Below are 21,658 nucleotides of genomic sequence, written 5' to 3'. Positions count from 1 at the left end.
GCCTCCTGCTGCCATAACCCTTCCGCCCAAAGTACACGCATGGGCCAACGTGGTTTAACGCCTCTGCGTAACCTGGGTAGCTTTAGTGTTAGCCTTATTTTTTGCCTTTCGTCCTGTTCTTACCCGCTTTTCCCCTCCCTGAGATACACTCTTGGTAGACCAAGAAAAGGGAGCAACGTGGATGGCAACCTATCCAGACAGTTTATTGATTCTTAATGGTAAAAGTGCAGGCAATGATTTGCTGCGTCAGGCGATCGACGAACTGCGTGAAGACGGCGCATCTATTCACGTCCGGGTGACGTGGGAAAAAGGCGACGCGGCGCGCTATATCGACGAAGGGAGACGCCTCGGCGTTGATACGATTATTTCCGGCGGCGGCGACGGTACCATCAACGAAATCGCCGGGGCGCTGATCGACCTCAACCCGGCGGACCGCCCGGTGATGGGCATTCTGCCCCTTGGCACCGCCAACGATTTTGCCACCAGCGCCGGCATCCCCGAGGATTTTATGAAAGCGCTACAGCTGGCGATCCTCGGTAAAGCCACCGCCGTCGACATTGCACAGGTGAACGATCAGACCTGCTTTATCAATATGGCTACCGGCGGATTCGGCACGCGCATCACCAGCGAAACGCCGGAAAAGCTGAAGGCCGCACTCGGCGGCGTCTCCTATTTGATTCACGGCCTGATGCGTATGGACACCCTTAAGCCGGACAGCTGTGAAATCAGCGGTGAGAATTTCCACTGGCAGGGCGATGCGCTGGTGATCGGCATCGGCAACGGTCGCCAGGCGGGCGGCGGACAGCAACTCTGCCCGGAGGCGTTGATTAACGATGGGCAGCTACAGCTGCGGATCTTCACCGGCGACGGGCTGCTACCCGCGCTGTTTACCACCCTGACCCAGCCAGCAGAAAGCCCGAATATTATCGACGGAAAATCCGCGTGGTTTGAGGTGGTCGCCCCAAACGGCATGACCTTTAACCTTGATGGCGAGCCGTTGAGCGGCGATCGGTTCCGCATCGAAGTTGTGCCGGGCGCGCTGCAGTGCCGGTTGCCGCCGGACTGCCCGCTTCTGCGCTGATGTTTTTGCCGGGTGGCGGCTACGCCTTACCCGGCCTACAATTCTCCCTCTCCATGTGGGAGGGGGAAAAACTGTCCCGTGCGACGCCCTCCCCCATGAAGGACGAGGCTACAAGGCGACTCCGCCCGATTCCCTCTCCCACCGGGAGAGGGTCAGGGTGAGGGGCAAAACGTTACGCGATCGTCACTTTGCTATCCAGATAGACATCCTGCACCGCATTGATCAGCTTCACGCCGTCGGCCATGGTTTTCTTGAAGGCCTTACGACCAAGGATCAGCCCCATGCCGCCCGCGCGTTTGTTGATCACCGCCGTACGCACCGCGTCAGTGAGGTCGGTATCACCGCCCGCCGCACCGCCGGAGTTAATCAGCCCGGCGCGCCCCATGTAGCAGTTCGCCAGCTGGTAGCGCACCAGATCGATCGGGTTTTCGCTGGTCAGCTTGCTGTACACGCGGTCGTCGGTGTAACCATAGTTCACCGCTTTGTAGCCGCCGTTATTCTCGGCCATCTTCTGCTTGACGATATCCGCGCCGATGGTGGCCGCCAGATGGTTCGCCTGGCCGGTGAGGTCGGCGGAAACATGGTAATCCACCCCGTCTTTTTTGAACGCGTTGTTACGCAGATAGGCCCACAGCACTGTCACCATACCCAGCTCATGCGCGCGTTCAAACGCCGCAGAAATCTCTTCAATCTGGCGACGCGACTGTTCGGAGCCGAAGTAGATGGTCGCGCCAACCGCGACTGCGCCCATGTTGAACGCCTGCTCAACGCTCGCGTAGAGCGTCTGGTCGTATTCCGTCGGGTAGCTCAGGGTTTCGTTATGGTTGAGTTTAACGAGGAACGGAATGCGGTGCGCATAGCGGCGCGACACCGAGGCCAGCACGCCATAGGTGGAGGCCACGCAGTTACAGCCGGCTTCAATCGCCAGCTCAACAATGTTTTTTGGGTCAAAGTACAGCGGGTTAGCCGCAAAGGATGCCCCTGCGGAGTGCTCAACGCCCTGATCTACAGGTAAAATAGAGAGGTAACCCGTGCCGGCCAGTCGTCCGGTGTTGTAGAGCGTCTGCATATTTCGCAGTACCGCCGGTGGACGGTTGTTGTCCACCATTACGCGATCTACGTAGTCGTGACCAGGCAGGTAAAGCTGGTCGGCTGGAATGGTCATACAACGATGCTGTAAAAGGCTGTCGGCGTCTTTGCCAAGCAACTGCGCAATATCAGTCATAGTGATGCTCCCGTAAGTCCGACGTGATGTCGGCGTGTGTTATCCAGTCCCACCGTGTTGTGGGCAGACTAAGCCTGGTACCGACTTAACAGATTTTCCACCATCTGCAACTTTTTTAAGCACAATCTGCTGGCTCGTTTCGGTTACAACAATTTTGTTACACCGATCAAACAATCGCCTTAAAGGTATTTAAAAGGTATTATTAGATGGTATGTTAAAGGCGTACCCTCTCTGACATGCAGGATTAAACAATGAAAACGAAAGTCCAACTGTCATTCATGATGTTTGTTGAATGGTTTATCTGGGGCGCATGGTTTGTGCCACTGTGGCTATGGCTCAGCAAAAGCGGTTTTACCGCGGGGGAAATTGGCTGGTCTTACGCCTGTACCGCCATCGCCGCGATCGTCTCGCCGATCCTCGTCGGCTCGCTGACCGACCGTTTCTTTGCCGCCCAGAAAGTGCTGGCAGTGCTGATGTTCGCCGGGGCGGTGCTGATGTACTTCGCTGCACAGCAAACCCAGTTCAGCACCTTCTTCCCACTGCTGCTGGCCTACTCATTAACCTACATGCCGACCATTGCGCTGACCAACAGCATCGCCTTTGCCAACGTGGATGATGTCGAAGCCGATTTCCCGCGCATCCGCGTGATGGGCACCATCGGCTGGATCGCCTCCGGGCTGGCGTGCGGTTTCCTGCCGCAGATGCTGGGCTATAACGATATTTCAGATACCAATATTCCGCTGCTGATGACCGCAGCCAGCTCCGCGCTGCTCGGCGTGTTCGCGCTATTCCTGCCAAACACCCCGCCGAAAAGTACCGGCAAGCTGGATGTCAAAGTGATGCTGGGGCTGGACGCGCTGATCCTGCTGCGCGATAAAAACTTCCTGGTGTTCTTTATCTGTTCGTTCCTGTTCGCCATGCCGCTGGCCTTCTACTACATCTTCGCCAACGGCTATCTCACCGAAGTGGGTATGAAAAACGCCACCGGCTGGATGACGCTCGGCCAGTTCTCCGAAATCTTCTTTATGCTGGCCCTGCCGTTCTTCACCAAACGCTTTGGTATTAAGAAGGTCTTGTTACTGGGCCTGATCACCGCCGCCATCCGTTATGGCTTCTTTGTTTACGGCGGCGCGGAACAGTACTTCACCTATGCCCTGCTGTTCCTCGGCATTCTGCTGCACGGGGTGAGCTACGACTTCTATTACGTGACCGCGTACATCTACGTGGACAAAAAAGCGCCCGCGCACATGCGCACCGCGGCGCAGGGCCTGATTACGCTGTGCTGTCAGGGCTTTGGTAGCCTGCTGGGTTACCGCCTGGGCGGCGTAATGATGGAAAAAATGTTCGCATATAAAGAGCCGGTGAATGGCTTGACCTTCAACTGGGCCGGAATGTGGACGTTTGGCGGGATCATGATTGCCGTGATCGCCGTGCTGTTTATGCTGTTTTTCCGCGAATCGGATAAAGAGATCACCGCAATTGAGGTGGTTGATGGCGATACCGCGCTGACACGAGGGGAAGTTAAATGAAACGAGAACGTATTCTCGGTGCTCTTTACGGGCAGGCGTTAGGGGATGCGATGGGCATGCCGTCGGAGCTGTGGCCACGAAAGCGCGTCAAAGCGCACTTCGGCTGGATTGACCACTTCTTACCCGGCCCGGCAGAAAATAATGCGGCCTGCTATTTCAACCGCGCCGAATTCACCGACGATACGTCAATGGCGCTGTGCCTGGCCGACGCCATTATCGAGTGCGAGGGGGAGATCAACGCCGACGTTATCGGCAAGCATATTCTGCGCTGGGCGCTGGACTTCGACGCGTTTAATAAGAACGTGTTAGGGCCAACCTCCAAAATTGCCCTTAACGCCATCCGCGACGGCAAGCCGGTCAGCGAGCTGGAGAACAACGGCGTCACCAACGGTGCGGCGATGCGCGCTTCCCCGCTGGGCTGCCTGCTTCCCGCCACGCGTCTGGCGCATTTTGTTGAGCAGGTGGCGCTGGCCTCCAGCCCAACGCATAAATCCGATCTGGCCGTTGCCGGCGCGGTCGTGATTGCCTGGGCGATTACGCGCGCCATCGACGGTGAGTCCTGGCAGAACATCGTCGATGCCCTGCCGGGGATCGCCCGCGCGGCGCAGGAGGCGAAATCCACCACTTTTAGCGCTTCGCTTGCGGCCCGCATTGAGCTGGCGCTTAAAACCGTGCGCAACGCAAACGGGACAGAGTCCGCCAGCGAGCAGATTTATCAGCTTATCGGGGCGGGAACCAGCACCATTGAGTCCGTACCTGCGGCTATCGCAATGGTTGAACTGGCCGGAACCGACCCGAACCGCTGCGCGATCCTGTGCGCCAATCTGGGCGGTGACACGGACACCATCGGTGCGATGGCAACGGCAATCTGCGGCGCGCTTCACGGGGTGCAGGCGATTGACCCGGCGCTTAAGGTCGAGCTAGACGCCATTAACCAGCTTGATTTCGGCTACTACTGCGAAAAACTGCTGCACTACCGGGAGCAAAGGGAGGGCGTATGAGTTCATTTGCCCACAGCCTTGCCACGCTTAGGGCCACGCGTCCGGTAACGGTGCTGGGCGCGGCGGTCATTGATGTCATCGCCGATGCCTACGCCCTGCCGTGGCGCGGGTGTGATATCGAGCTAAAGCAGCAGGGGGTAAACATTGGCGGCTGTGCGCTGAACATCGCCATTGCCCTGAAACGCCTTGGGATCGAGACGCAAAATGCCCTGCCCGTCGGGCACGGCGTGTGGGCGGATATCATTCGTAACGCCATGGCGAAGCAGGATCTGCACAGCGCCATCGAGGCCGAATCCGGCGATAACGGCTGGTGCCTGGCGCTGGTCGAGCCCGACGGCGAACGCACGTTCATGTCATTTAGCGGCGTGGAAAACCAGTGGCAGCAGAGCTGGCTGGATGCGCTGAACGTGCCGCCAGGGAGCCTGGTCTCGTTGTCCGGGTATCAGCTGGCGTCGCCGAGCGGTGAACGGCTGACGCGCTGGCTGGAAGGGCTGCGGGACGTCACCGCGTTTATCGACTTCGGCCCGCGCATTGCCGATATCCCCGACGCGCTGATGGCGCGGATCATGGCCTGCAAACCGATTGTGTCGCTTAATCGCCAGGAGGCGGATATTGCCGCTGAACGAACGGGTATGCATGTCGACACCCTCGGCGCGCAGTGGCAGCAGCGTTTCGCCGCGCCATTGATCGTACGGCACGATAAAGACGGTGCGGCCTGGTACGACGGCGACGCCTCGGGCTACGTGCCAGCGTTTTCAGCAACGGTGGTGGACACCATTGGCGCGGGCGACAGCCACGCGGGCGGCACGCTTGCCGGCCTGGCGGCGGGCTGGAGTCTGGCGGATGCGGTACGGCTGGGAAATGCGGTCGCCGCGTGGGTGGTCAGCCACCGCGGCGGTGACTGTGCCCCCACGCGCGAGGCGCTACTCCTCGCACACAAAGACGTATAAATCGCTGCGACAGTAGCTAATACTGTACTCAATCGGCCGGTGCTGTTGGTCAAGCGCAACTTGCTTGATCACCAGCACCGGTATTTTTTCGTCCATCTTAATGTGGGTCTGGAATTCAGCGTCCGGCATCCGCGCGCTGACGCGGGAGCGGGTGCGCTGGGGGTAGATATTCTGGCTGCGGAAATAGTCGTACAGCGAAACACCGATGGCATCGGGATCGGGGATCAGCCCGACCGGCACCCAGGATTCCTCAATCGACACCGCATCGTCATCCACATAGCGGATGCGTTTGAGCAAAAAAACCTGGCTGTCCGGCGGAAGGGAAAGATGGTTAGCCACCTCTTCCGGGCAGGTCACCACCCGCTTGTTGACCCACAGGGTGTTAGGCTTTTGGCCGCGTAGCACCACCTGCTGAGAAAACCCGCGCGCTTCCTTGAGCGAATATTCGAAGATATTGTTGATTTGTGTGCCGTAGCCGCGGGCGCGCGTGACCACGCCCTCCTCCTCCAGCGCCTGCATCGCTTTACGCACGGTGATGCGTGACACCCCGGTCAGCTGGCTCAGGTCACGTTCGCCCGGCAGGATATTCCCGTGTGCCAGCACGCCGCTGCGTACTGCGTTTTTAACCGTTTCGGCAAATTTCAGGTACAGCGGCGTATTATCGGGCGCGGCGATCCGTTCATTGAGTTGGGCGATCAACCGGGTATGCGCTTGTTCCATCTCTGTTTTTCTCAGGCGAGGTGTATTCTGTCAGTATACGGCTTACCACCATGCATGAAAATGGTGAACAGGGCCAATACCGTGACCCACTTCCAGAGAATCGGCTTTTGCCAGCGCGTGTGAGAGCCAGACTTTGGCCTCCTGCACCGTATCGGCCCAGTTCGTATGGCGCGGACGCAGCGCCGCCAGCGCGGCAGAGAGCGTGCAGCCCGTCCCGTGGGTGTTTTTGGTCTGCACGCGCGGAGCGGTAAAACGTTGCGCGCCGTCCCGCGTGAACAGCCAGTCCGGGCTTTGTGCATCATCCAGATGTCCGCCTTTCATCAGCACCGCACCGCAGCCCATCGCCAGCAGCGCGGCCCCCTGCTCTTTCATCTCCCGCTCATTTTGCGCGTGACATGCGTTCAGCAGCGCGGCGGCTTCCGGCAGATTCGGCGTGATCAGCGCCACCTGCGGCAGGAGCTTTTTACGCAGCGTCTCAACGGCCGACGCGGAAAGCAGCGGATCGCCGCTTTTGGCCAGCATCACGGTATCAAGCACCACGTTTTGCACCTGGTAGCGCTTAAGCCGTTCCGCCACCGCTTCAACGATATCGGTCTCGGCCAGCATGCCGATTTTGGTGGTATCAATGCGCACGTCGCTGAAAACGGAATCGAGCTGCGCCGCGACAAAATCCGGCTCAATGCGATAGACCGACTGCACGCCGCGCGTGTTTTGCGCCACCAGCGCGGTAATGACGGAGCAGCCGTACGCCCCAAGCGCCGAGAAGGTTTTCAAATCGGCCTGGATCCCCGCGCCGCCGCTCGGATCTGTGCCTGCGATAGTCAGTGCGTTGATGCGTTTCATGCCTGCACCTCCAGCGTGTACAGCGCGTCGAGGAAGGCGCTGGCAAAACTGCCCGGACCACGGCTTTGCGACGCGGCAAGCGTGCCGGCACGCTTCATAAATCCGCAGGCGGCCGTGACGTTATCCAGCCTGTCGCCGGGAAGCGAACAGCTGGCCGCAACCACTGCCGAGAGCGCGCAGCCGGTGCCCACTACCCGGGTCAGCAGCGGATCGCCCCCGGCCACCGTGCGGGTACGCTGTCCGTCGGTGATGTAATCCACCTCACCCGTCACCACCACTATCGCATTGGTTTGCCGTGCCAGTGCCTGTGCAGCAGGTACCGCGCTGGCGGCGGTATCGGTGGTGTCCACCCCGCGTCCGCCCGCGCTCATCCCGGCCAGCGCGAGGATTTCCGAGGCATTGCCACGAATGGCGGCGGGGCTAAGGGTGAGGATTTGATGGCAAAAACGGCTGCGGAACGCCAGCGCGCCTACGGCAACCGGGTCAAGCGTCCAGGGCTTTCCTGCCGCCACGGCGCGCTCAATGGCGCGGCGCATCGACTGCGCGCGCGGTGAAGTGAGCGTGCCGACGTTAATCAGCAGTGCATCAGCAAGCGCAGCAAACTGTTCAGCCTCTTCCGCTTCAATCACCATGGCGGGCGATGCGCCCAGCGCCAGTAGCACGTTGGCTGTAAAGGTCTGCACGACGTCGTTGGTCATACAGTGCGTGAGCGGGGAACGGGTGCGGAATTGATGTAAAACGTGTAAATCGAGCAGGTCAGGCTGCATGGTTTCGCTCCTGCCTTGCGTGAAGAAGCGATGACCGGGAAGGCATCTGACTTCCCTACGCTGGCATTATCCAGATCAGGTAATACGGGTATTTCTCAGCCTTCATTTAAGAAGGGCACCCCGAGTCAAAGAGACACCAGTATAACGAATTAGCGCCCTTTGTTTAATCTGTTTTTTTGACTTTTAAGAGAGGCATTTTCACTTAATACACAGTGAGTTTCATTCGAAATAATAACCTGAAACTGTGCGATTGCACCACTTCATAATAACCTTGAAAACATTACTCCAGTTAACGCATGTGCAATCAACGACTTATCTTCAGAACGCTATAAAAAACACATAAGTTAATGTTTACATTAATATTTTATACTCACTCTCACTGTTGCAATTCGTGCTTAACGTGATCTTAATCAAAGTTTTAAACGTCACCTTACTGGATAGTTCACCCCAGTTATCTTTTTCACTTTTATGAAACCCCATGCGCGGGTTCGTATATACACGATTATATTAACCTTTAGTTCGTTAGCAATAATAACGAAAACAGTCACCAACATGTCTAAATATATATTTCTCTCTGCCGCCCTCTACATGATGCTTATTACTCTCGGGATCTGGATTGGCGTGATGTACGTTTCTTATTATCTGTGTAGGTTATAAGGCAATAACATGAAGAAGTTGATGATGATAGTCATAAGCACGGCCATGCTTGCGGGATGTGTCTCGCCTGAACAGCGGATCGCGAATTGCACCGCGAAAGGGGTGAGCTACGATACTTGTTATCTCTCTGAGCAACAAAGGCAGCAAAGCATTACCAATGCGTCCCTCTCCGCGGCTTATGCAAACGCGGCCCGGGCGACAGAGACGCATCCTGAACATACGAAACATCCTTAAGGCATGAATATGAAAACGAAATTAGCCCTTATCGCATTGCTGTTCTCCGTCGCCACCGCGCCAGCTTACGCCATCAACGCGCACTATCGCGCTCAGTTAGAACACTCGGGATGTACTGAAATAAGCGCCAGCGATGGCTCGTGCGATATTAACAAAAGCAAAGCGGAAAACGCGGCGCAGCCCGATAAGGCAGCACAAATTCACGACCCGATGCGGGAAGCTTCTTTCTCGGCAAACGGGCTTAATGCCACCATTTCAAACGGTTTTTTTAGCGCGACGGTCAATGGCAAAAAGGCGACCGTTAAGCGGCTGAATGCCCATTTCTATGAAATCCACGGCGCGGGGTACGTTATATCGATTGTGCTTGATGACAACGGTATAACGGATGCGTCCTGGAATAAAACGACCGGTCGCGAGCACGGTGTTTTACAGGTGATGCAACAATAACCGGTTAAAGGAGGCGTAAAGCCTCCTTATCCCTTAAAAAAAGGCACGATTTGTAACACTCTTTGACGTACATTTGCAGTCCTCATCGAACACGTGAAACCCCTTGTTCTGCCTGAATAAAAACCACCGCTTCGTGGGTTAAATTTGCGATAAAACCCGCCCTGTTCGCCATGTAACAAAACGGTAAGCAAATTATCGATTGAGCCACGTGTCAAAAGGCTCTATATTGGCGGCGTTTTTTCAGGCCCCATCTATTTTTTAAAACTATTTATTCAATCGTGGCGCATAACGAAGCCGCGGTTGTAGGAGAGATATGATGACGGATAAAGTCCGTATTGACACCGCAGATGCCCCTAAAAGCAACGAAACCTATCTGGCCCGTCAGGCCGAGTTCGAATCTAACGTCCGCAGTTATCCGCGCAAGCTGCCTTTAGCGATCACTAAAGCAGAAGGCGTGTGGATCACCGATGCAGATAATAAAGAATACCTTGATTGTTTAGCTGGCGCGGGCACCCTTGCGCTTGGTCACAATCATCCTGATGTGCTGAAAAGCATCCAAAATGTCATTACCAGCGGCTTGCCGTTACATACCCTGGATCTGACTACGCCGTTGAAAGACGCGTTTTCAGAATACCTGCTCTCCCTGCTGCCAGGTCAGGGCAAAGAATACTGCCTGCAGTTTACCGGCCCGTCCGGTGCTGACGCCGTTGAAGCGGCGCTGAAGCTGGCGAAAAAAGTCACCGGCCGTAGCGGGATCATCAGCTTCTCGGGTGGTTACCACGGCATGACCCACGGCGCGCTGTCCGTGACCGGCAACCTGTCTCCGAAAGAAGCCGTGGACGGCATGATGCCGGAAGTGCAGTTCATGCCTTATCCGCATCAGTACCGCTGCCCGCTGGGTATCGGCGGTGAAGCGGGCGTGAAAGCGCTGACCTACTACTTCGACAACCTGATTAACGACGTTGAAAGCGGCGTGCGTAAACCTGCGGCGGTGATCCTTGAAGCCGTTCAGGGTGAAGGCGGCGTGAACCCGGCTCCGGCTGAGTGGCTGCAGCGCATCCGTAAAGTGACTCAGGAACACGGCATTCTGCTGATCCTCGACGAAGTGCAGGCAGGTTTTGCCCGTACCGGTAAATTCTTCGCTTTCGAGCACGCGGGCATTGAGCCAGACATCATCGTTATGTCCAAGGCGGTTGGCGGCGGCCTGCCACTGGCTGTGCTGGGTATCAAAAAGCAGTTCGATGCATGGGCACCAGGCCACCACACCGGCACCTTCCGCGGCAACCAGCTGGCGATGGCAACCGGTCTGACGACGCTGAAAATCCTGAAAGACCAGAACATTGCAGACAAAGTGGCTGCACAGGGCGAATGGCTGAAAGGCCAGCTGAAAGAGATGGCGAAACGCTATCCGGTTATCGGCCACGTTCGCGGTCTGGGCATGATGATCGGTATTGAGATCGTCAAGCCAGACGAAGCCGCTGACCACATGGGCTGCTTCCCTGGCGACGGCGAGCTGTCAGCGCTGATCCAGAAGAAGTGCTTCGAAGCGGGCCTGATTCTGGAGCGCGGTGGCCGTAACGGCGTCGTGCTGCGTCTGCTGCCGTCACTGCTGATCAGCGATGAAGAGCTGAAAGTGTTCCTGGATAAATTCGAGCAGGCCCTGCTTGCTGCGGGCGTTCGCCCGGCGTAACCGGAGTTGTTGATTACGATGTCTGATTCAAACCCAATTTTGTTCTCCTCTGCGCAAAGCATTGATGCTTACAAGCAGGCGATTGAACAAAGCACTCAGGCTGTGATGCAGTGGCTGAAACAGCCTGAGATGTATCAGGGCAAAACGGTCGCGGAGCTGCGCGACCGTATTCAGCTGGATTTCAACCCGAAAGGGCTGGGCAACGACGCGGCGATTGAACGCGCCGTGGAGTTCTTCCTGAAAGACAGTTTGTCCGTTCATCACCCGCAGTGCGTGGCGCACCTGCACTGCCCAAGCCTGGTGGTAAGCCAGGCGGCGGAAGTGCTGATCAACGCCACCAACCAGAGCATGGACTCCTGGGATCAAAGCCCGTCCGCAACCATTATTGAGATCAAACTGATCGAATGGCTGCGTACCCGCGTGGGTTATCAGGCTGGCGACGCGGGTGTCTTCACCAGCGGCGGCACCCAGAGCAACCTGATGGGCCTGATGCTGGCGCGCGATGCGTTCTTCGCACGTCAAGGCCACTCCGTTCAGCAGGACGGTCTGGTCGGCGATCTGCGTAAAATTCGCGTGCTGTGCTCCGAAAACGCGCACTTCTCCGTGCAGAAAAACATGGCGCTGATGGGCCTCGGCTATCAGTCCGTGCTCCAGGTGAAAACGGACGAATTCTCGCGTATGGATCTCAACGATCTGGCGGCGAAAATCGAGCAGTGCAATGCCAACGGCGAGCAGATCCTGGCGATTGTTGCGACGGCAGGTACCACTGATGCCGGTGCTATCGATCCGCTGCGTGCGATTGCTGAACTGGCGGCGAAGCAGAACATCTGGGTGCACGTTGATGCGGCCTGGGGCGGCGCGCTGCTGATGTCCGAGCAGTATCGTCACTACCTGGACGGTATTGAGCTGGTGGATTCCGTTACCCTGGACTTCCACAAGCAGTTCTTCCAGACCATCAGCTGCGGCGCGTTCCTGCTGAAAGAAGCGCGTCACTATGAGCTGATGCGCTATCAGGCGGCCTACCTGAACTCTGAGTTCGATGAAGAAGCAGGCGTGCCAAACCTGGTGTCCAAGTCTCTGCAGACAACCCGTCGTTTCGACGCGCTGAAGCTGTGGATGAGCCTGGAAGCGCTGGGTCAGGAGCAGTATGCGGCGATTATCGATCACGGTGTGACGCTGGCGCAGCAGGTTGCGGACTACGTGAAAGCGCAGTCTGCTCTGGAACTGGTGATGCAGCCACAGCTGGCAAGCGTGCTGTTCCGCTTCCGCCCAGAGACGCAGATGGACGACGCGGGCATCGCCCTGCTGAACCAGAAAATTGGCGACGCGCTGCTGGAGTCAGGCCGCGCGAACGTCGGCGTGACCGAGCATAACGGCATCACCTGCCTGAAGCTGACCCTGCTGAACCCAACCGTGACGCTGGAAGATGTGAAAGTCCTGCTGTCGCTGGTTGAGCGTACCGCTCAGGAAGTTCTGGCGAAGTAATCTCAGCCCCTCTCTCGTCAGGGAGAGGGGTTATTTTTATATTCCCGCCCACCAGAGTCTGACCTTCATTCCCCAGTAGCTTGTCCAGCCCGTTGTGGTACTCACCACTTTGCCTTTCGACACAATCACCAGCGTCGGCGTGACGCTCACCTGCCATTCCTGCGACAGCGCGCCGTTGGCATCGTTGATGACCGGCATGGCGAGCTGTTTCTTCTCTACCCAGCGGTGCAGTTTGGCATTATCACCGGAGCGGAGCGCAATGCTCACGACGTTACCGCCCTCTTCTGCCAGAGCGCTGACGGACGGGGTAGTGAACCTGCAGATGCTGCACCAGGTCGCCCAGACGTAAATCAGCAGCGGCCGGTCCTGGCTGAGCGCGGCAATATCGTACGTTTTGCCGTCGATGCTTTGCATGGGTGTCGCGCTGAAGCTGGCAGGCAACGTCGGTTTGCGGAACTGATCCACGCCCCACATCACGACCATAACCAGCAGGATTAAAACACACCCTTCCCGCACCCAGCGGCGCAGTTTACTCACTTTACGGTTATCCATTGTGCCCTCATCTATTGACGAGGGTTATCTTAGCGAGCATTGCCCCGCCTCGCTGTAAAGAAGTGTCGCATAGAGGTCAGGATGACCGCAGGGTGTCGACCATCAGGGTAAAGCAGGATTCGATAAACGGTGGGAGCGTCTGAGGTGCCCGCATCAGCGCCACCGTGCGGGCCAGCGCGGGCTGTTGCAGGTGCACCACGCAAAGCTGCGGGTCCTGCAGATGGGTGGTATACAGCTGCGGTAAAATCGCCACGGCCAGCCGGGAACGCACCAGACCATACAGGGTTTCGATGTAGTCGACCTGGTAGCGCGTCTGCAGGGACAGACGATGGCTTTCTGCCAGCGCCGCCACCAGCCGCTGAATATTGCCTTTCGAAAAGACGGCGATATCGCGCCCGGCCAGCTGCTTCCATGGTATGTGTGCCGACGCGGCCAGCGGGTCGTCGCGGTGGAACACCGCCACAAAAGGATCGTCCTGAAGCGGAAAGAGGTCCAGCCGGTCGGGCACCGTATTATCGATAGCACCCACGCCAAAATCGATCTGCCCTTTTAGCAACTGGGCGACCAGCTCATCGTTAGTTTGATCGTGAAACTCCACCCTCAGACGGGGAAAAGCCTGGGCGAGGATCTGCGGAAGGCGGGGAAACAGCAGCGAACTCACGGAGGGGATCAGCCCAATGCGCACGGTGCCGTCGCCCCCGGCCTGCACGATGTGCTGCATATCATCGAACGCGAGTTGCGCCACGCTGAGCACCCGCTGGGCGTGCGGCAGAATGGCAGCGCCAAGCTCCGTCAGCGTGACCGCCGAGGCCGTGCGGTTCACCAGTTTGCCGCCCAGCACCGTCTCGATTTGCCGCAGCGCGCTGCTCAGCGCCGGCTGGCTGATTGCCAGTTTATTAGCGGTGTCGGTAAAATGACGCAGCTGCGCCAGCGTCACAAAATACTGTAGCTGTCGAAGCGAAAGCGCGGGCAAGCGCTGCCAGGGTTCCATCATCATTATCTTTGTCTACACGTCACAGAATAACCCGCCGTTATCGGGCGATAAATTTTATCAGCTGGGCAAACGTTTGCCGCGTGCATAGAGTAGCGCCATTGTTTTAAAGCTGGAACCGTTAATTGCATGACTTCCGAAACCCGACGCCGCGCCGTTCAGGCCGCGCGAGGCGAAACGCCCTTTGATCTGCTGCTCACCCACGCGCGCATTATTGATATGGCCACGGGCGAGATCCGCGAGGCGGATATTGGCATCGTTGGCGAACTGATCGCCAGCGTACATCCCCGGGGCAGCCGTACCGACGCGCATGAGATACAGGATCTGAACAACCAGTACGTATCGCCGGGGCTGATGGACACGCACGTCCACCTGGAAAGCTCGCATCTGCTGCCCGCCCGCTACGCCGAAATCGTGCTGGCGCAGGGGACCACGGCGGTATTTTGGGATCCGCATGAACTGGCGAACGTGCTGGGCATTGAGGGCGTCCGTTTTGCCATTGAGGCCAGCCGAAATTTACCCCTGCAGGTGATGGTGGCCGCGCCGTCGAGCGTGCCCTCCACGCCGGGCCTCGAGATGTCCGGAGCCGATTTTGCCGGACAGGAAATGCAAACGCTGCTGAGCTGGCCGGACGTGCGCGGCGTGGCGGAAGTGATGGATATGCATGGTGTGCTCAACGGCAGCCCGCGCATGCTGGAGATCATGCAGGCGGGGCTGGAGAGCGGTAAGCTCATTGAGGGCCATGCGCGCGGGCTTAGCGGTGCCGATCTACAGGCTTATCTGGCCGCGGGTGTCACCTCAGACCATGAGCTGACCTCCGCAGACGACGCGCTGGAGAAATTGCGCGCCGGGCTGACGCTGGAAATTCGTGGCTCCCATCCTTATCTGCTGCCCGATATTGTTAATGCCCTGAAAACGTTGCCGCATCTCTCCTCGCAGATCACGGTCTGTACCGACGATGTGCCGCCGGACATCCTGCTGGAGAAAGGCGGCATTATCGCGCTGCTGAACCTGCTCATCGGGCACGGTTTAGCGGCAACGGACGCACTGCGCTTCGCCACGCTGAACGCGGCTATTCGCCTGCAGCGCAACGACCTGGGGCTGATTGCCGCCGGGCGCCGTGCGGATCTGGTCGTCTTTGATTCGCTGCAAAAGCTCACGGCTCGCCAGGTCTACGTTGCTGGAAAAGAGATCGCCCGCAACGGGAAGATGCTGACTTCTCTGCCCGATACCCCCCTGACGCTCCCGCGCGATACGGTGCAGCTGCCCGCGCCAGGCGTCGATGATTTCCAGATGCGCATCGCAAACGCCCACCACGGCGTTGCCCGGTTGCGCCATATCAGCGGCGCGCGATTCACCCGCTGGGGAGAAACCGAGGTTCAGGTGCGCAACGGGCGGGTGCAGATCCCGAGTGGTTTCAGCCTGATTTGGGTTCAGCATCGCCACGCGCGGCACGCGGCAAAACCGCAGATGGCCCTGCTGGAAGGCTGGGGAGAACTGCGCGGCGCTATTGCCACCAGCTATTCTCACGACTCGCATAACCTGGTGGTCCTGGGGCGCGATCCCGAAGAGATGGCCCTGGCCGCCCGCGCGCTTATCCAAAGCGGCGGCGGAATGGCGCTGGCCCAGCATGGCCAGGTGATTGCCCATGTCGCCATGCCGATTGCGGGGATGCTCTCTGAACTGCCTGCTGATGAGCTGGCCCGCCAGTTCAAGGCGCTGCGCGATCGCAGCAGCCTGATTGCCGACTGGGAGCCGCCCTACCGCGTCTTTAAGGCGATAGAGGGAACCTGTCTCGCCTGTAACGCCGGGCCGCATCTGACCGATCTTGGACTGACGGATGGAGCGACACGCGAAATTGTCGATCCGCTGATTTCTTACCGGGAAACCCCGGACATTACATCATAATTGCGAAGGAGAGCCGGATAATGGCCGACAACACCGTTAATTCGCCAGCACCAGGGAGCTGGCTTGAACGACGTTTTGCACTGCGGGCGCGGGGCAGTACCGTGCGCACCGAGTGTCTGGCGGGGATCACCGGTTTTCTGGCCGCTGCCTATCTGCTGGTGGTGATACCGGGGCTGCTGGCCGTGGGCGGTATGGACAAGGGAGCAGCCACAACGGGCACCATTCTGGTCTTCGTCGCGGGCACGTTGCTGATGGCTTTCTATGCCAATCTGCCGTTTATCGTCGGGCCAGGTATTGGTGGTTCCGTGCTGGTCGGCGTGACCCTGGCGGGAAGCGAAGGCATTGGCTGGCAAATTGGCCTGGGTATCGCCTGCTGGTCGGGGATCCTGTTTTTCCTGCTGACGCGTTTTGGCCTGCGTGAAGTGGTGACCCGCTCCGTTCCCCAGTCAATCAAGCTCGGGCTGACGGCCTCCATCGGACTGTTCGTCGCCGTGCTGGGGTTCCGCAACGCCGGGCTGGTGCTGGCGAACGCCAAAACCAACGCGCTGATGCTGGGGGATTTTCTCTCTCCCGCCGCGCTGGTCGCCCTGGCGGGCCTGTTTCTGGCTATCGCCCTTCAGGCGCGTCGTATACCGGGGGCGATCCTGTGGGCAATCCTGTTTGCCACGCTGATTGGCATCCCGGCTGGCGTAACAAAGTTGCCCGTGCGTTTTCTCGATCTCCCCCACTCGCTGACCCCGGTCTTGGGCCATATCGATATGCTGGGTGCGCTCAACATTGCCTTTCTGCCTTTCCTGTTCGTCTTCTTCGCATCGGAATTTTTCTCCACCATGGGGACCACGCTGGCAGTAGGCGGTGAAGCGGGCCTGCTGGACGAGGAAGGCAACATGCCCCACATCAACCGTCCGTTTATGGTGGATTCGATTGCCGCTGCGATTGGCCCGTGGGTTGGCATTCCTGCGGCGACCGCGCTGATTGAATCTTCAGCGGCTGCCGAAGCCGGGGGCAAAACCGGCATGACGGCACTGGCTGCCGCCGTGATGTTCCTGTTGATGCTGCTCTTTACCCCGGTAGCGCTGATGATCCCGAAAGAAGCCACCGCGCCAGCGTTGATTCTGATTGGCCTGAACATGTTTAGCGGGCTGAGAAAAGTGGATTTGGCGAATTTCACCGACGGCCTGCCGGTGCTGATGATGGTGATGATCACGCTGATTGCCAACAGCTTCGGCACGGGCATTGCGGGAGGATTGCTGTTTTACATCGTGATTAAAGCAATTGCCGGGAAATGGCGTGAAATCCCCGTTGGTCTGTGGATCCTCGCCATTCCCCTGGTGTACTACTTTGCGACGCTGGTGAAGCACTAACCTTTGCGCTGCTTACGCTTCGGGGTGTAGCCGTAGTCATACTGGCTATACCCCTCGCTGTAATACAGCGCAGCGGATTTAATAATATCGTTCAGGATAATACCGCTGACGCCCACGCCAGATTGCTGCAGGCGTTTTAAGCTGTTCTCGATCTCTTTCACGCTGGTTTTGGCATAACGGGACACCAGAAGTGTAATTCCCGCCGTTTGTGCAGCCAGGGAAGCGTCGGTAACGGCCAGCACCGGCGGCGTATCAATCACAACCAGATCGTAGCGCTCGTTGGCCCATGCCATCAGCGTCCTGAAGCGTTCATTCATCAGCAGCTCCGCCGGATGGGTCGGCGCAGGTCCGCTGGTCATCACGTCGATGCCCGCTTTCTCGAGACGCTGAATCGCCTGCACGCCGTCGCATTTTCCTTCAAGCACGCTCGACAGCCCGCAGTCGTTATTCAGGCCAAAGATTTTATGAACGTAGCCCTCACGCATATCCGCATCGATAAAAAGCACCTTTTGTCCCGACTGGGCAGCAATGGCCGACAGTGAGGTACTGACCAGGGTTTTCCCGCAGTCCTGAGTCGGGCCAGAGAACATCACAATGCGGTTTGCAGCATCCATCATTGTAAAGTACAGGCTGGTACGCAGGCCCCTCACCGCTTCGACGTAGCTGTCTGCGGGACGGTCGACAGGCAAAAACGGTACGTTCGAGGTGGTGTGCCGCCAGCGTGATGCAAACAAACTTTTGCTGCGCAGATGCGTTTTCTTCCAGAGCCAAACCGAGCGCGGAAGCGTGGCCAGAACCGGAACGCCCAGCGGCTCCAGCTGTTCCGAACTCATGATGCCGCGTTTTAGCGCCACGCTGGCGATGACGTAGCCCAGTGAAAGAGCCAGCCCCGCCACAAAACCGAGTACGATAATCAGCGCTTTTTTGGGTTTGATCGGCTCAGGCTGGGTTTCAGCCTGATCGATGATACGCACGTTACCAATCGCGCTGGAACGCGAGATATTCAGCTCCTGCTGGCGCGTCAGTAGCTGGAGGTAGATGGTGCGACCGGATTCAACGTCACGGCTCAGACGCAAGATCTCCTGCTGCGTGGTGGGCATGGTTGAGACGCGGTGGTTAAGCCGGCTGCGTTCATTCTCCAGGGTCTGCCGCTTTTCCCGCAGCGCGCGATAGGTCGGGTGATCTTTCTTAAACAGCTGCGAGATCTCCGCCTCGCGGAAGGTCAGTTCGTTAAGCTGATTTTCAACGTTAACCACCTGATCAAGAATCGCCTTCGCTTCCAGCGTCAGGTCGACGGAATCCCGCTGTTTACGATAGGCATTAAGCCGTTCTTCGGCCTCATCCAGCTCGCCGCTGATTTTAGGCAACTGGCGCTCCAAAAACGCCAGACTGCGGGTGTCCTGGGCTTCCTGACGCGCAATATTCTGCTTCAGAAAATTGCTGGTGATGCCGTTGAGCACCTTCGTAATTTTCTGCGGATCTTTGCCGGTCAACGTTAACGCCAGCATGCCGCTCTGCTTGGCCATTTCTTTGACCGTAAAGCTTTTGCTTAACGCGTTGATCGCCTCAAGCTTCGTGAGTGTTTTCAGCGTGAACTCGGTCCCTACCTCTGCGTCAATCGACTGGACGTTGACATAGACCCCCGCTTTCGCAAGCGGCTTGCCAACCGCGCCTTGCGCGTGAAAATTGTCGCCATCCAGAGAATACTGGCCCTGCGCCTGTACGGTGAGCACCAGCGTCTGGGGTTTACCGTCTTGATGTGGGATCTGCAGCCAGCCGAGCTGAATATCGCCCGGCTTGCGTCCCTGAATGCGCTCCCATAAACGCCCGATCACCGGGTAAACGCGCTGATGAACCTGCTGGGTCAGCCCGAGATTTTCCACCGTTTCACCAAGGATCATGCGCGACTTGAGCAGCAATATTTCCGGCGTGGCATCAGGTAACAGACCAGAATCAAGCTGGCCTAAGTTTTTAAGCAGCCCGTTTTCCTGTTTTGATTCAATTTGTACCAGCGCATCCGCCTGGTAGACCGGTGTGGTAAAGAACGCCCACGCGCCCGCCAAAAGGGTGAACAGGAGCGTGATGCAGACGATCTTGACGCGATGATCGATCGCTTCGCCGAGCAGTCGAACGAAATCAACTTCACTGGCTTGAGGTGCGGCTGCACCATAGTTGTCTGTGTTGTAAGACGTCATTAATGCGTTATTCCTTTTTGACCCAAACGGCGAGCCCACTCCCGGCTGGCTTTTCCTAACTGCTCGAAAACATATTCAAATGCTGCATAGCTTTTACGGTACGGGTCAGGAATGCTCTGCGATTCCAGCCATTGCCCAAACAGCAGCGACTTCCCGCGAATTTCAGGCGCAATGGCGGAAATAAAGTGAAGATGTTCCGGCTCCATCACCAGAATCAGATCGGCTTTTTGCATCAGGCCTGGCGTTAGCTTGCGCGCTCTGTGGTCGTCGAGAGAGATCCCATGACGCAATGCCACATACTGCGCGCCTTCGTCCGCCGGCGATCCTTCCATCCCCCACACGCCAGCAGAGGAGATCTGCTTGCCGGGTAACTGCTGGCGCAACAGTCGCTCCCCAATAGGGGAACGGCAAATGTTGCCGGTGCAAACCACTAATATTGAATTAAACATTATTGCGGCCACGATCTGATGTAACGCACCGTTTCGGTCAGGTCGTGAACGCCCCTGATCGTCGGAACAAGCTGGCTTATCACGCGGTTCCAGCGCGACAGCGGCGCGGTCGTGACGTAGACGATGTCATAGGGTTCAAGCTGGAATTCCGTGCCTAACACCATGGCAGACGCATCCTGTGCATTCAGCTGGTAGATGCTGGCAATTTTGTCCTGCAGGCCTTTCTTCGCAACGGAACGAATGACAAAGATCCCCGTGGCATCCGCCATATCCTGATTCAGGCCGCCTGCACTGCTCAGCGCTTCGGCAAGCGTCATGCCGCTGCGATCCATTTTGAGGGTGCTTTGCTTAACAACTTCGCCCATCACGAACACTTTCAGGGCGTCGTTGCGCGGAATAAATAGAATGTCGCCGGGATGAAGCAGTTTATTCTGCGTCAGGTCGCCTTTTTGCATCAGCGCGTAGAGCGAGAGGCGTGAGTCCTCGCCGTTGTGGGTGAGCACCACGTTTCGCCAGTCCGCATCGACAGACAACCCGCCCGCCGCATTGACCGCATCCATCACCGTCAAGGGAATGTTGGTGATGGGCTGCTGGCCGGATTTAGCCACTTCGCCGGTGACATACGCTTTTTGCGACCGGAACGCGGCCACGCTGACATCGACCTGCGGGCTTTCAATGACGCTATCCAGCTTGCGGGTAATCGCTTCGCGCACCTCTGCCACGGTTTTTCCCAGCACGTTGAGCTTGCCGACGTAAGGATAGAAAAGCGTACCGTCTGCATTCACCCAGTTGCCGGTGTCGCTTGCGCTGCGGTACTGCCCCGCCGGGGTGGTGAGCTCAGGGTGGTCCCACACGGTGACGGTCAAAATGTCACCCGCTCCGATGCGGTATTCCCAGTTTTTGATCTGCTCATCCAGTTTAGGATTCGGCTGAGATTTCGATTCCGCAGGGCGCAGTTTTTCGATAATTGAAGGTGTTAGAGGATAGACGTCTATGCGTTTATCTAAATTAGTTTCATCCGAAGATGCGACAATATTTTTTCCGGTCGTGCTGAGATTTTGCCCTGGAGAAAATACGCAACCCGTTAATTGAGATATTGTTAAGAAAATTACAGAGAATGTTGTTGTGCTTTTCATTTGTATAAATTTTTTATTCATGAACGCGACGGACGCGCATACGGCAACATACTGATGTCACCACTTTTTTATTAAAAACTGAATTAAATAAAACAGATAAAGCATGCGTCATCGAATGGTGAGCAGAATTAACATTGCTACCAAAAATCCGCGAGCAATGTTTAAACGGCTCTGCTTTTATTAGCTTAAAACTTCTTTTGATAAAATGCATGCCATATTTATTATAAAATTATATCTGGCATGCATTTTCAGAATTAATTAAAAAAAATATCACAGCAATGAATTAGTCTGAGGTTTTTATATTCACGAAAAATATATCATTAACCTTTTGTCCTACACAAAACCGTCCATTTTTGTTACATTTTTTTTCGAACAACCTCTGCTGGGGTACTTAAAATAGGCTATCTGCCACACTGTCAACGCAACAGCAGGCT

The 21,658-nt window shown here is 57.1% G+C and carries 19 protein-coding genes and 1 riboswitch; of the genes, 10 read left to right on the top strand and 9 right to left on the bottom strand.

The window, feature by feature from the left end; genetic code table 11:
- Positions 1-181: 181 nt before the first annotated feature.
- Positions 182-1,081, top strand: a complete 900-nt coding sequence (gene yegS, locus I6L58_RS20850) for a lipid kinase YegS (RefSeq protein ID WP_006176346.1) — start codon at positions 182-184, stop codon at positions 1,079-1,081.
- 172 nt (positions 1,082-1,253) lie between these two features.
- Here yegS and fbaB read toward each other — a convergent pair whose 3' ends face one another.
- A complete protein-coding gene (fbaB, locus tag I6L58_RS20845; protein WP_006176348.1) occupies positions 1,254-2,306 on the bottom strand; it encodes a class I fructose-bisphosphate aldolase in 1,053 nt (350 codons plus the stop codon).
- Between the two features lie 251 nt (positions 2,307-2,557).
- Here fbaB and I6L58_RS20840 point away from each other — a divergent pair, with 251 nt between their 5' ends.
- Genes I6L58_RS20840 through I6L58_RS20830 form a run of 3 tightly spaced genes read left to right on the top strand, consistent with a single transcriptional unit; the run spans position 2,558 to position 5,786 of the window.
- The gene (locus I6L58_RS20840) at positions 2,558-3,835 is read left to right on the top strand and encodes a nucleoside permease (RefSeq protein WP_006176350.1); all 1,278 of its coding nucleotides are present in this window, start codon (positions 2,558-2,560) and stop codon (positions 3,833-3,835) included.
- The gene (locus I6L58_RS20835; protein ID WP_088208117.1) at positions 3,832-4,836 is read left to right on the top strand and encodes an ADP-ribosylglycohydrolase family protein; all 1,005 of its coding nucleotides are present in this window, start codon (positions 3,832-3,834) and stop codon (positions 4,834-4,836) included. Before I6L58_RS20840 ends, I6L58_RS20835 begins: the two co-directional genes overlap by 4 nt.
- On the top strand, positions 4,833-5,786 hold the full coding sequence (locus I6L58_RS20830) for a PfkB family carbohydrate kinase (RefSeq protein WP_088208116.1): 954 nt from the start codon (positions 4,833-4,835) through the stop codon (positions 5,784-5,786). Before I6L58_RS20835 ends, I6L58_RS20830 begins: the two co-directional genes overlap by 4 nt.
- Here the strand turns inward: I6L58_RS20830 and I6L58_RS20825 are convergent.
- Genes I6L58_RS20825 through thiM form a run of 3 tightly spaced genes read right to left on the bottom strand, consistent with a single transcriptional unit; the run spans position 5,760 to position 8,116 of the window.
- Positions 5,760-6,506, bottom strand: coding sequence for a GntR family transcriptional regulator (locus I6L58_RS20825; RefSeq protein WP_006176355.1), 747 nt, complete (start codon positions 6,504-6,506; stop codon positions 5,760-5,762). The genes I6L58_RS20830 and I6L58_RS20825 overlap by 27 nt on opposite strands.
- A 42-nt stretch (positions 6,507-6,548) precedes the next feature.
- Entirely contained in the window at positions 6,549-7,349 is an 801-nt protein-coding gene (gene thiD, locus I6L58_RS20820) for a bifunctional hydroxymethylpyrimidine kinase/phosphomethylpyrimidine kinase (RefSeq protein WP_088208115.1), read from the bottom strand.
- Entirely contained in the window at positions 7,346-8,116 is a 771-nt protein-coding gene (gene thiM, locus I6L58_RS20815; protein WP_088208114.1) for a hydroxyethylthiazole kinase, read from the bottom strand. The genes thiD and thiM overlap by 4 nt, the downstream gene beginning before the upstream one ends.
- A gap of 35 nt (positions 8,117-8,151) precedes the next feature.
- A riboswitch (TPP riboswitch) is annotated at positions 8,152-8,249 on the bottom strand.
- Positions 8,250-8,782: 533 nt separating this feature from the next.
- Here thiM and I6L58_RS20810 point away from each other — a divergent pair.
- From I6L58_RS20810 to I6L58_RS20795, 4 genes are all read left to right on the top strand, one after another.
- Entirely contained in the window at positions 8,783-9,007 is a 225-nt protein-coding gene (locus I6L58_RS20810; protein ID WP_006176369.1) for a hypothetical protein, read from the top strand.
- A 9-nt stretch (positions 9,008-9,016) separates the two neighbouring features.
- Positions 9,017-9,454 carry a hypothetical protein gene (locus I6L58_RS20805; RefSeq protein ID WP_176399417.1) on the top strand — a complete coding sequence of 146 codons (438 nt, stop codon included), beginning with the start codon at positions 9,017-9,019 and terminating at the stop codon, positions 9,452-9,454.
- Positions 9,455-9,767: 313 nt separating this feature from the next.
- Positions 9,768-11,144 carry a diaminobutyrate--2-oxoglutarate transaminase gene (locus tag I6L58_RS20800; RefSeq protein WP_006176373.1) on the top strand — a complete coding sequence of 459 codons (1,377 nt, stop codon included), beginning with the start codon at positions 9,768-9,770 and terminating at the stop codon, positions 11,142-11,144.
- Positions 11,145-11,162: 18 nt separating this feature from the next.
- Complete coding sequence (locus I6L58_RS20795; protein ID WP_058609807.1) at positions 11,163-12,629, top strand: pyridoxal phosphate-dependent decarboxylase family protein; 1,467 nt, start codon at positions 11,163-11,165, stop codon at positions 12,627-12,629.
- Between the two features lie 36 nt (positions 12,630-12,665).
- On the opposite strand, the gene I6L58_RS20790 is transcribed toward I6L58_RS20795, so the two are convergent.
- Together I6L58_RS20790 and I6L58_RS20785 are read right to left on the bottom strand one after the other, a co-directional pair.
- Positions 12,666-13,181 (bottom strand): protein disulfide oxidoreductase, encoded by a 516-nt coding sequence (locus I6L58_RS20790; RefSeq protein WP_088208112.1) that lies wholly within the window; start codon positions 13,179-13,181, stop codon positions 12,666-12,668.
- A 76-nt stretch (positions 13,182-13,257) separates the two neighbouring features.
- Positions 13,258-14,178: a LysR family transcriptional regulator gene (locus I6L58_RS20785; protein ID WP_167519796.1), complete on the bottom strand. Its 921-nt coding sequence runs from the start codon at positions 14,176-14,178 to the stop codon at positions 13,258-13,260.
- A 123-nt stretch (positions 14,179-14,301) separates the two neighbouring features.
- On the opposite strand from I6L58_RS20785, the gene I6L58_RS20780 reads away from it, so the two are divergent.
- Both I6L58_RS20780 and I6L58_RS20775 read left to right on the top strand, forming a co-directional pair.
- Positions 14,302-16,080: an adenine deaminase gene (locus tag I6L58_RS20780; RefSeq protein WP_088208111.1), complete on the top strand. Its 1,779-nt coding sequence runs from the start codon at positions 14,302-14,304 to the stop codon at positions 16,078-16,080.
- Positions 16,081-16,100: 20 nt separating this feature from the next.
- Complete coding sequence (locus I6L58_RS20775) at positions 16,101-17,444, top strand: NCS2 family permease (protein ID WP_088208110.1); 1,344 nt, start codon at positions 16,101-16,103, stop codon at positions 17,442-17,444.
- Here I6L58_RS20775 and I6L58_RS20770 read toward each other — a convergent pair.
- From I6L58_RS20770 to I6L58_RS20760, 3 genes are read right to left on the bottom strand one after another with little or no spacing between them, the layout of a single operon-like run.
- Entirely contained in the window at positions 17,441-19,639 is a 2,199-nt protein-coding gene (locus I6L58_RS20770; protein ID WP_088208109.1) for a polysaccharide biosynthesis tyrosine autokinase, read from the bottom strand. The two genes, I6L58_RS20775 and I6L58_RS20770, sit on opposite strands and share 4 nt — an antisense overlap.
- Complete coding sequence (locus I6L58_RS20765; protein ID WP_006176381.1) at positions 19,639-20,088, bottom strand: arsenate reductase/protein-tyrosine-phosphatase family protein; 450 nt, start codon at positions 20,086-20,088, stop codon at positions 19,639-19,641. Before I6L58_RS20765 ends, I6L58_RS20770 begins: the two co-directional genes overlap by 1 nt.
- Entirely contained in the window at positions 20,088-21,224 is a 1,137-nt protein-coding gene (locus I6L58_RS20760) for a polysaccharide export protein (RefSeq protein WP_088208108.1), read from the bottom strand. Before I6L58_RS20760 ends, I6L58_RS20765 begins: the two co-directional genes overlap by 1 nt.
- Between the last annotated feature and the right edge of the window lie 434 nt (positions 21,225-21,658).

The organism is Enterobacter cancerogenus, from assembly GCF_019047785.1.
Lineage (GTDB): Bacteria > Pseudomonadota > Gammaproteobacteria > Enterobacterales > Enterobacteriaceae > Enterobacter > Enterobacter cancerogenus.
The sequence above is the reverse complement of the archived record's forward strand: the minus strand, read 5'-3'. Positions and strand labels throughout refer to the sequence as shown.

Bases quoted from the DNA above. Each gene is read 5' to 3' on its own strand.
- yegS (WP_006176346.1), top strand. From the start codon at position 182: ATGGCAACCTATCCAGACAGTTTATTGATTCTTAATGGTAAAAGTGCA.
- fbaB (WP_006176348.1), bottom strand. From the start codon at position 2,306: ATGACTGATATTGCGCAGTTGCTTGGCAAAGACGCCGACAGCCTTTTA.
- I6L58_RS20840 (WP_006176350.1), top strand. From the start codon at position 2,558: ATGAAAACGAAAGTCCAACTGTCATTCATGATGTTTGTTGAATGGTTT.
- I6L58_RS20835 (WP_088208117.1), top strand. From the start codon at position 3,832: ATGAAACGAGAACGTATTCTCGGTGCTCTTTACGGGCAGGCGTTAGGG.
- I6L58_RS20830 (WP_088208116.1), top strand. From the start codon at position 4,833: ATGAGTTCATTTGCCCACAGCCTTGCCACGCTTAGGGCCACGCGTCCG.
- I6L58_RS20825 (WP_006176355.1), bottom strand. From the start codon at position 6,506: ATGGAACAAGCGCATACCCGGTTGATCGCCCAACTCAATGAACGGATC.
- thiD (WP_088208115.1), bottom strand. From the start codon at position 7,349: ATGAAACGCATCAACGCACTGACTATCGCAGGCACAGATCCGAGCGGC.
- thiM (WP_088208114.1), bottom strand. From the start codon at position 8,116: ATGCAGCCTGACCTGCTCGATTTACACGTTTTACATCAATTCCGCACC.
- I6L58_RS20810 (WP_006176369.1), top strand. From the start codon at position 8,783: ATGAAGAAGTTGATGATGATAGTCATAAGCACGGCCATGCTTGCGGGA.
- I6L58_RS20805 (WP_176399417.1), top strand. From the start codon at position 9,017: ATGAAAACGAAATTAGCCCTTATCGCATTGCTGTTCTCCGTCGCCACC.
- I6L58_RS20800 (WP_006176373.1), top strand. From the start codon at position 9,768: ATGATGACGGATAAAGTCCGTATTGACACCGCAGATGCCCCTAAAAGC.
- I6L58_RS20795 (WP_058609807.1), top strand. From the start codon at position 11,163: ATGTCTGATTCAAACCCAATTTTGTTCTCCTCTGCGCAAAGCATTGAT.
- I6L58_RS20790 (WP_088208112.1), bottom strand. From the start codon at position 13,181: ATGGATAACCGTAAAGTGAGTAAACTGCGCCGCTGGGTGCGGGAAGGG.
- I6L58_RS20785 (WP_167519796.1), bottom strand. From the start codon at position 14,178: ATGATGATGGAACCCTGGCAGCGCTTGCCCGCGCTTTCGCTTCGACAG.
- I6L58_RS20780 (WP_088208111.1), top strand. From the start codon at position 14,302: ATGACTTCCGAAACCCGACGCCGCGCCGTTCAGGCCGCGCGAGGCGAA.
- I6L58_RS20775 (WP_088208110.1), top strand. From the start codon at position 16,101: ATGGCCGACAACACCGTTAATTCGCCAGCACCAGGGAGCTGGCTTGAA.
- I6L58_RS20770 (WP_088208109.1), bottom strand. From the start codon at position 19,639: ATGACGTCTTACAACACAGACAACTATGGTGCAGCCGCACCTCAAGCC.
- I6L58_RS20765 (WP_006176381.1), bottom strand. From the start codon at position 20,088: ATGTTTAATTCAATATTAGTGGTTTGCACCGGCAACATTTGCCGTTCC.
- I6L58_RS20760 (WP_088208108.1), bottom strand. From the start codon at position 21,224: ATGAAAAGCACAACAACATTCTCTGTAATTTTCTTAACAATATCTCAA.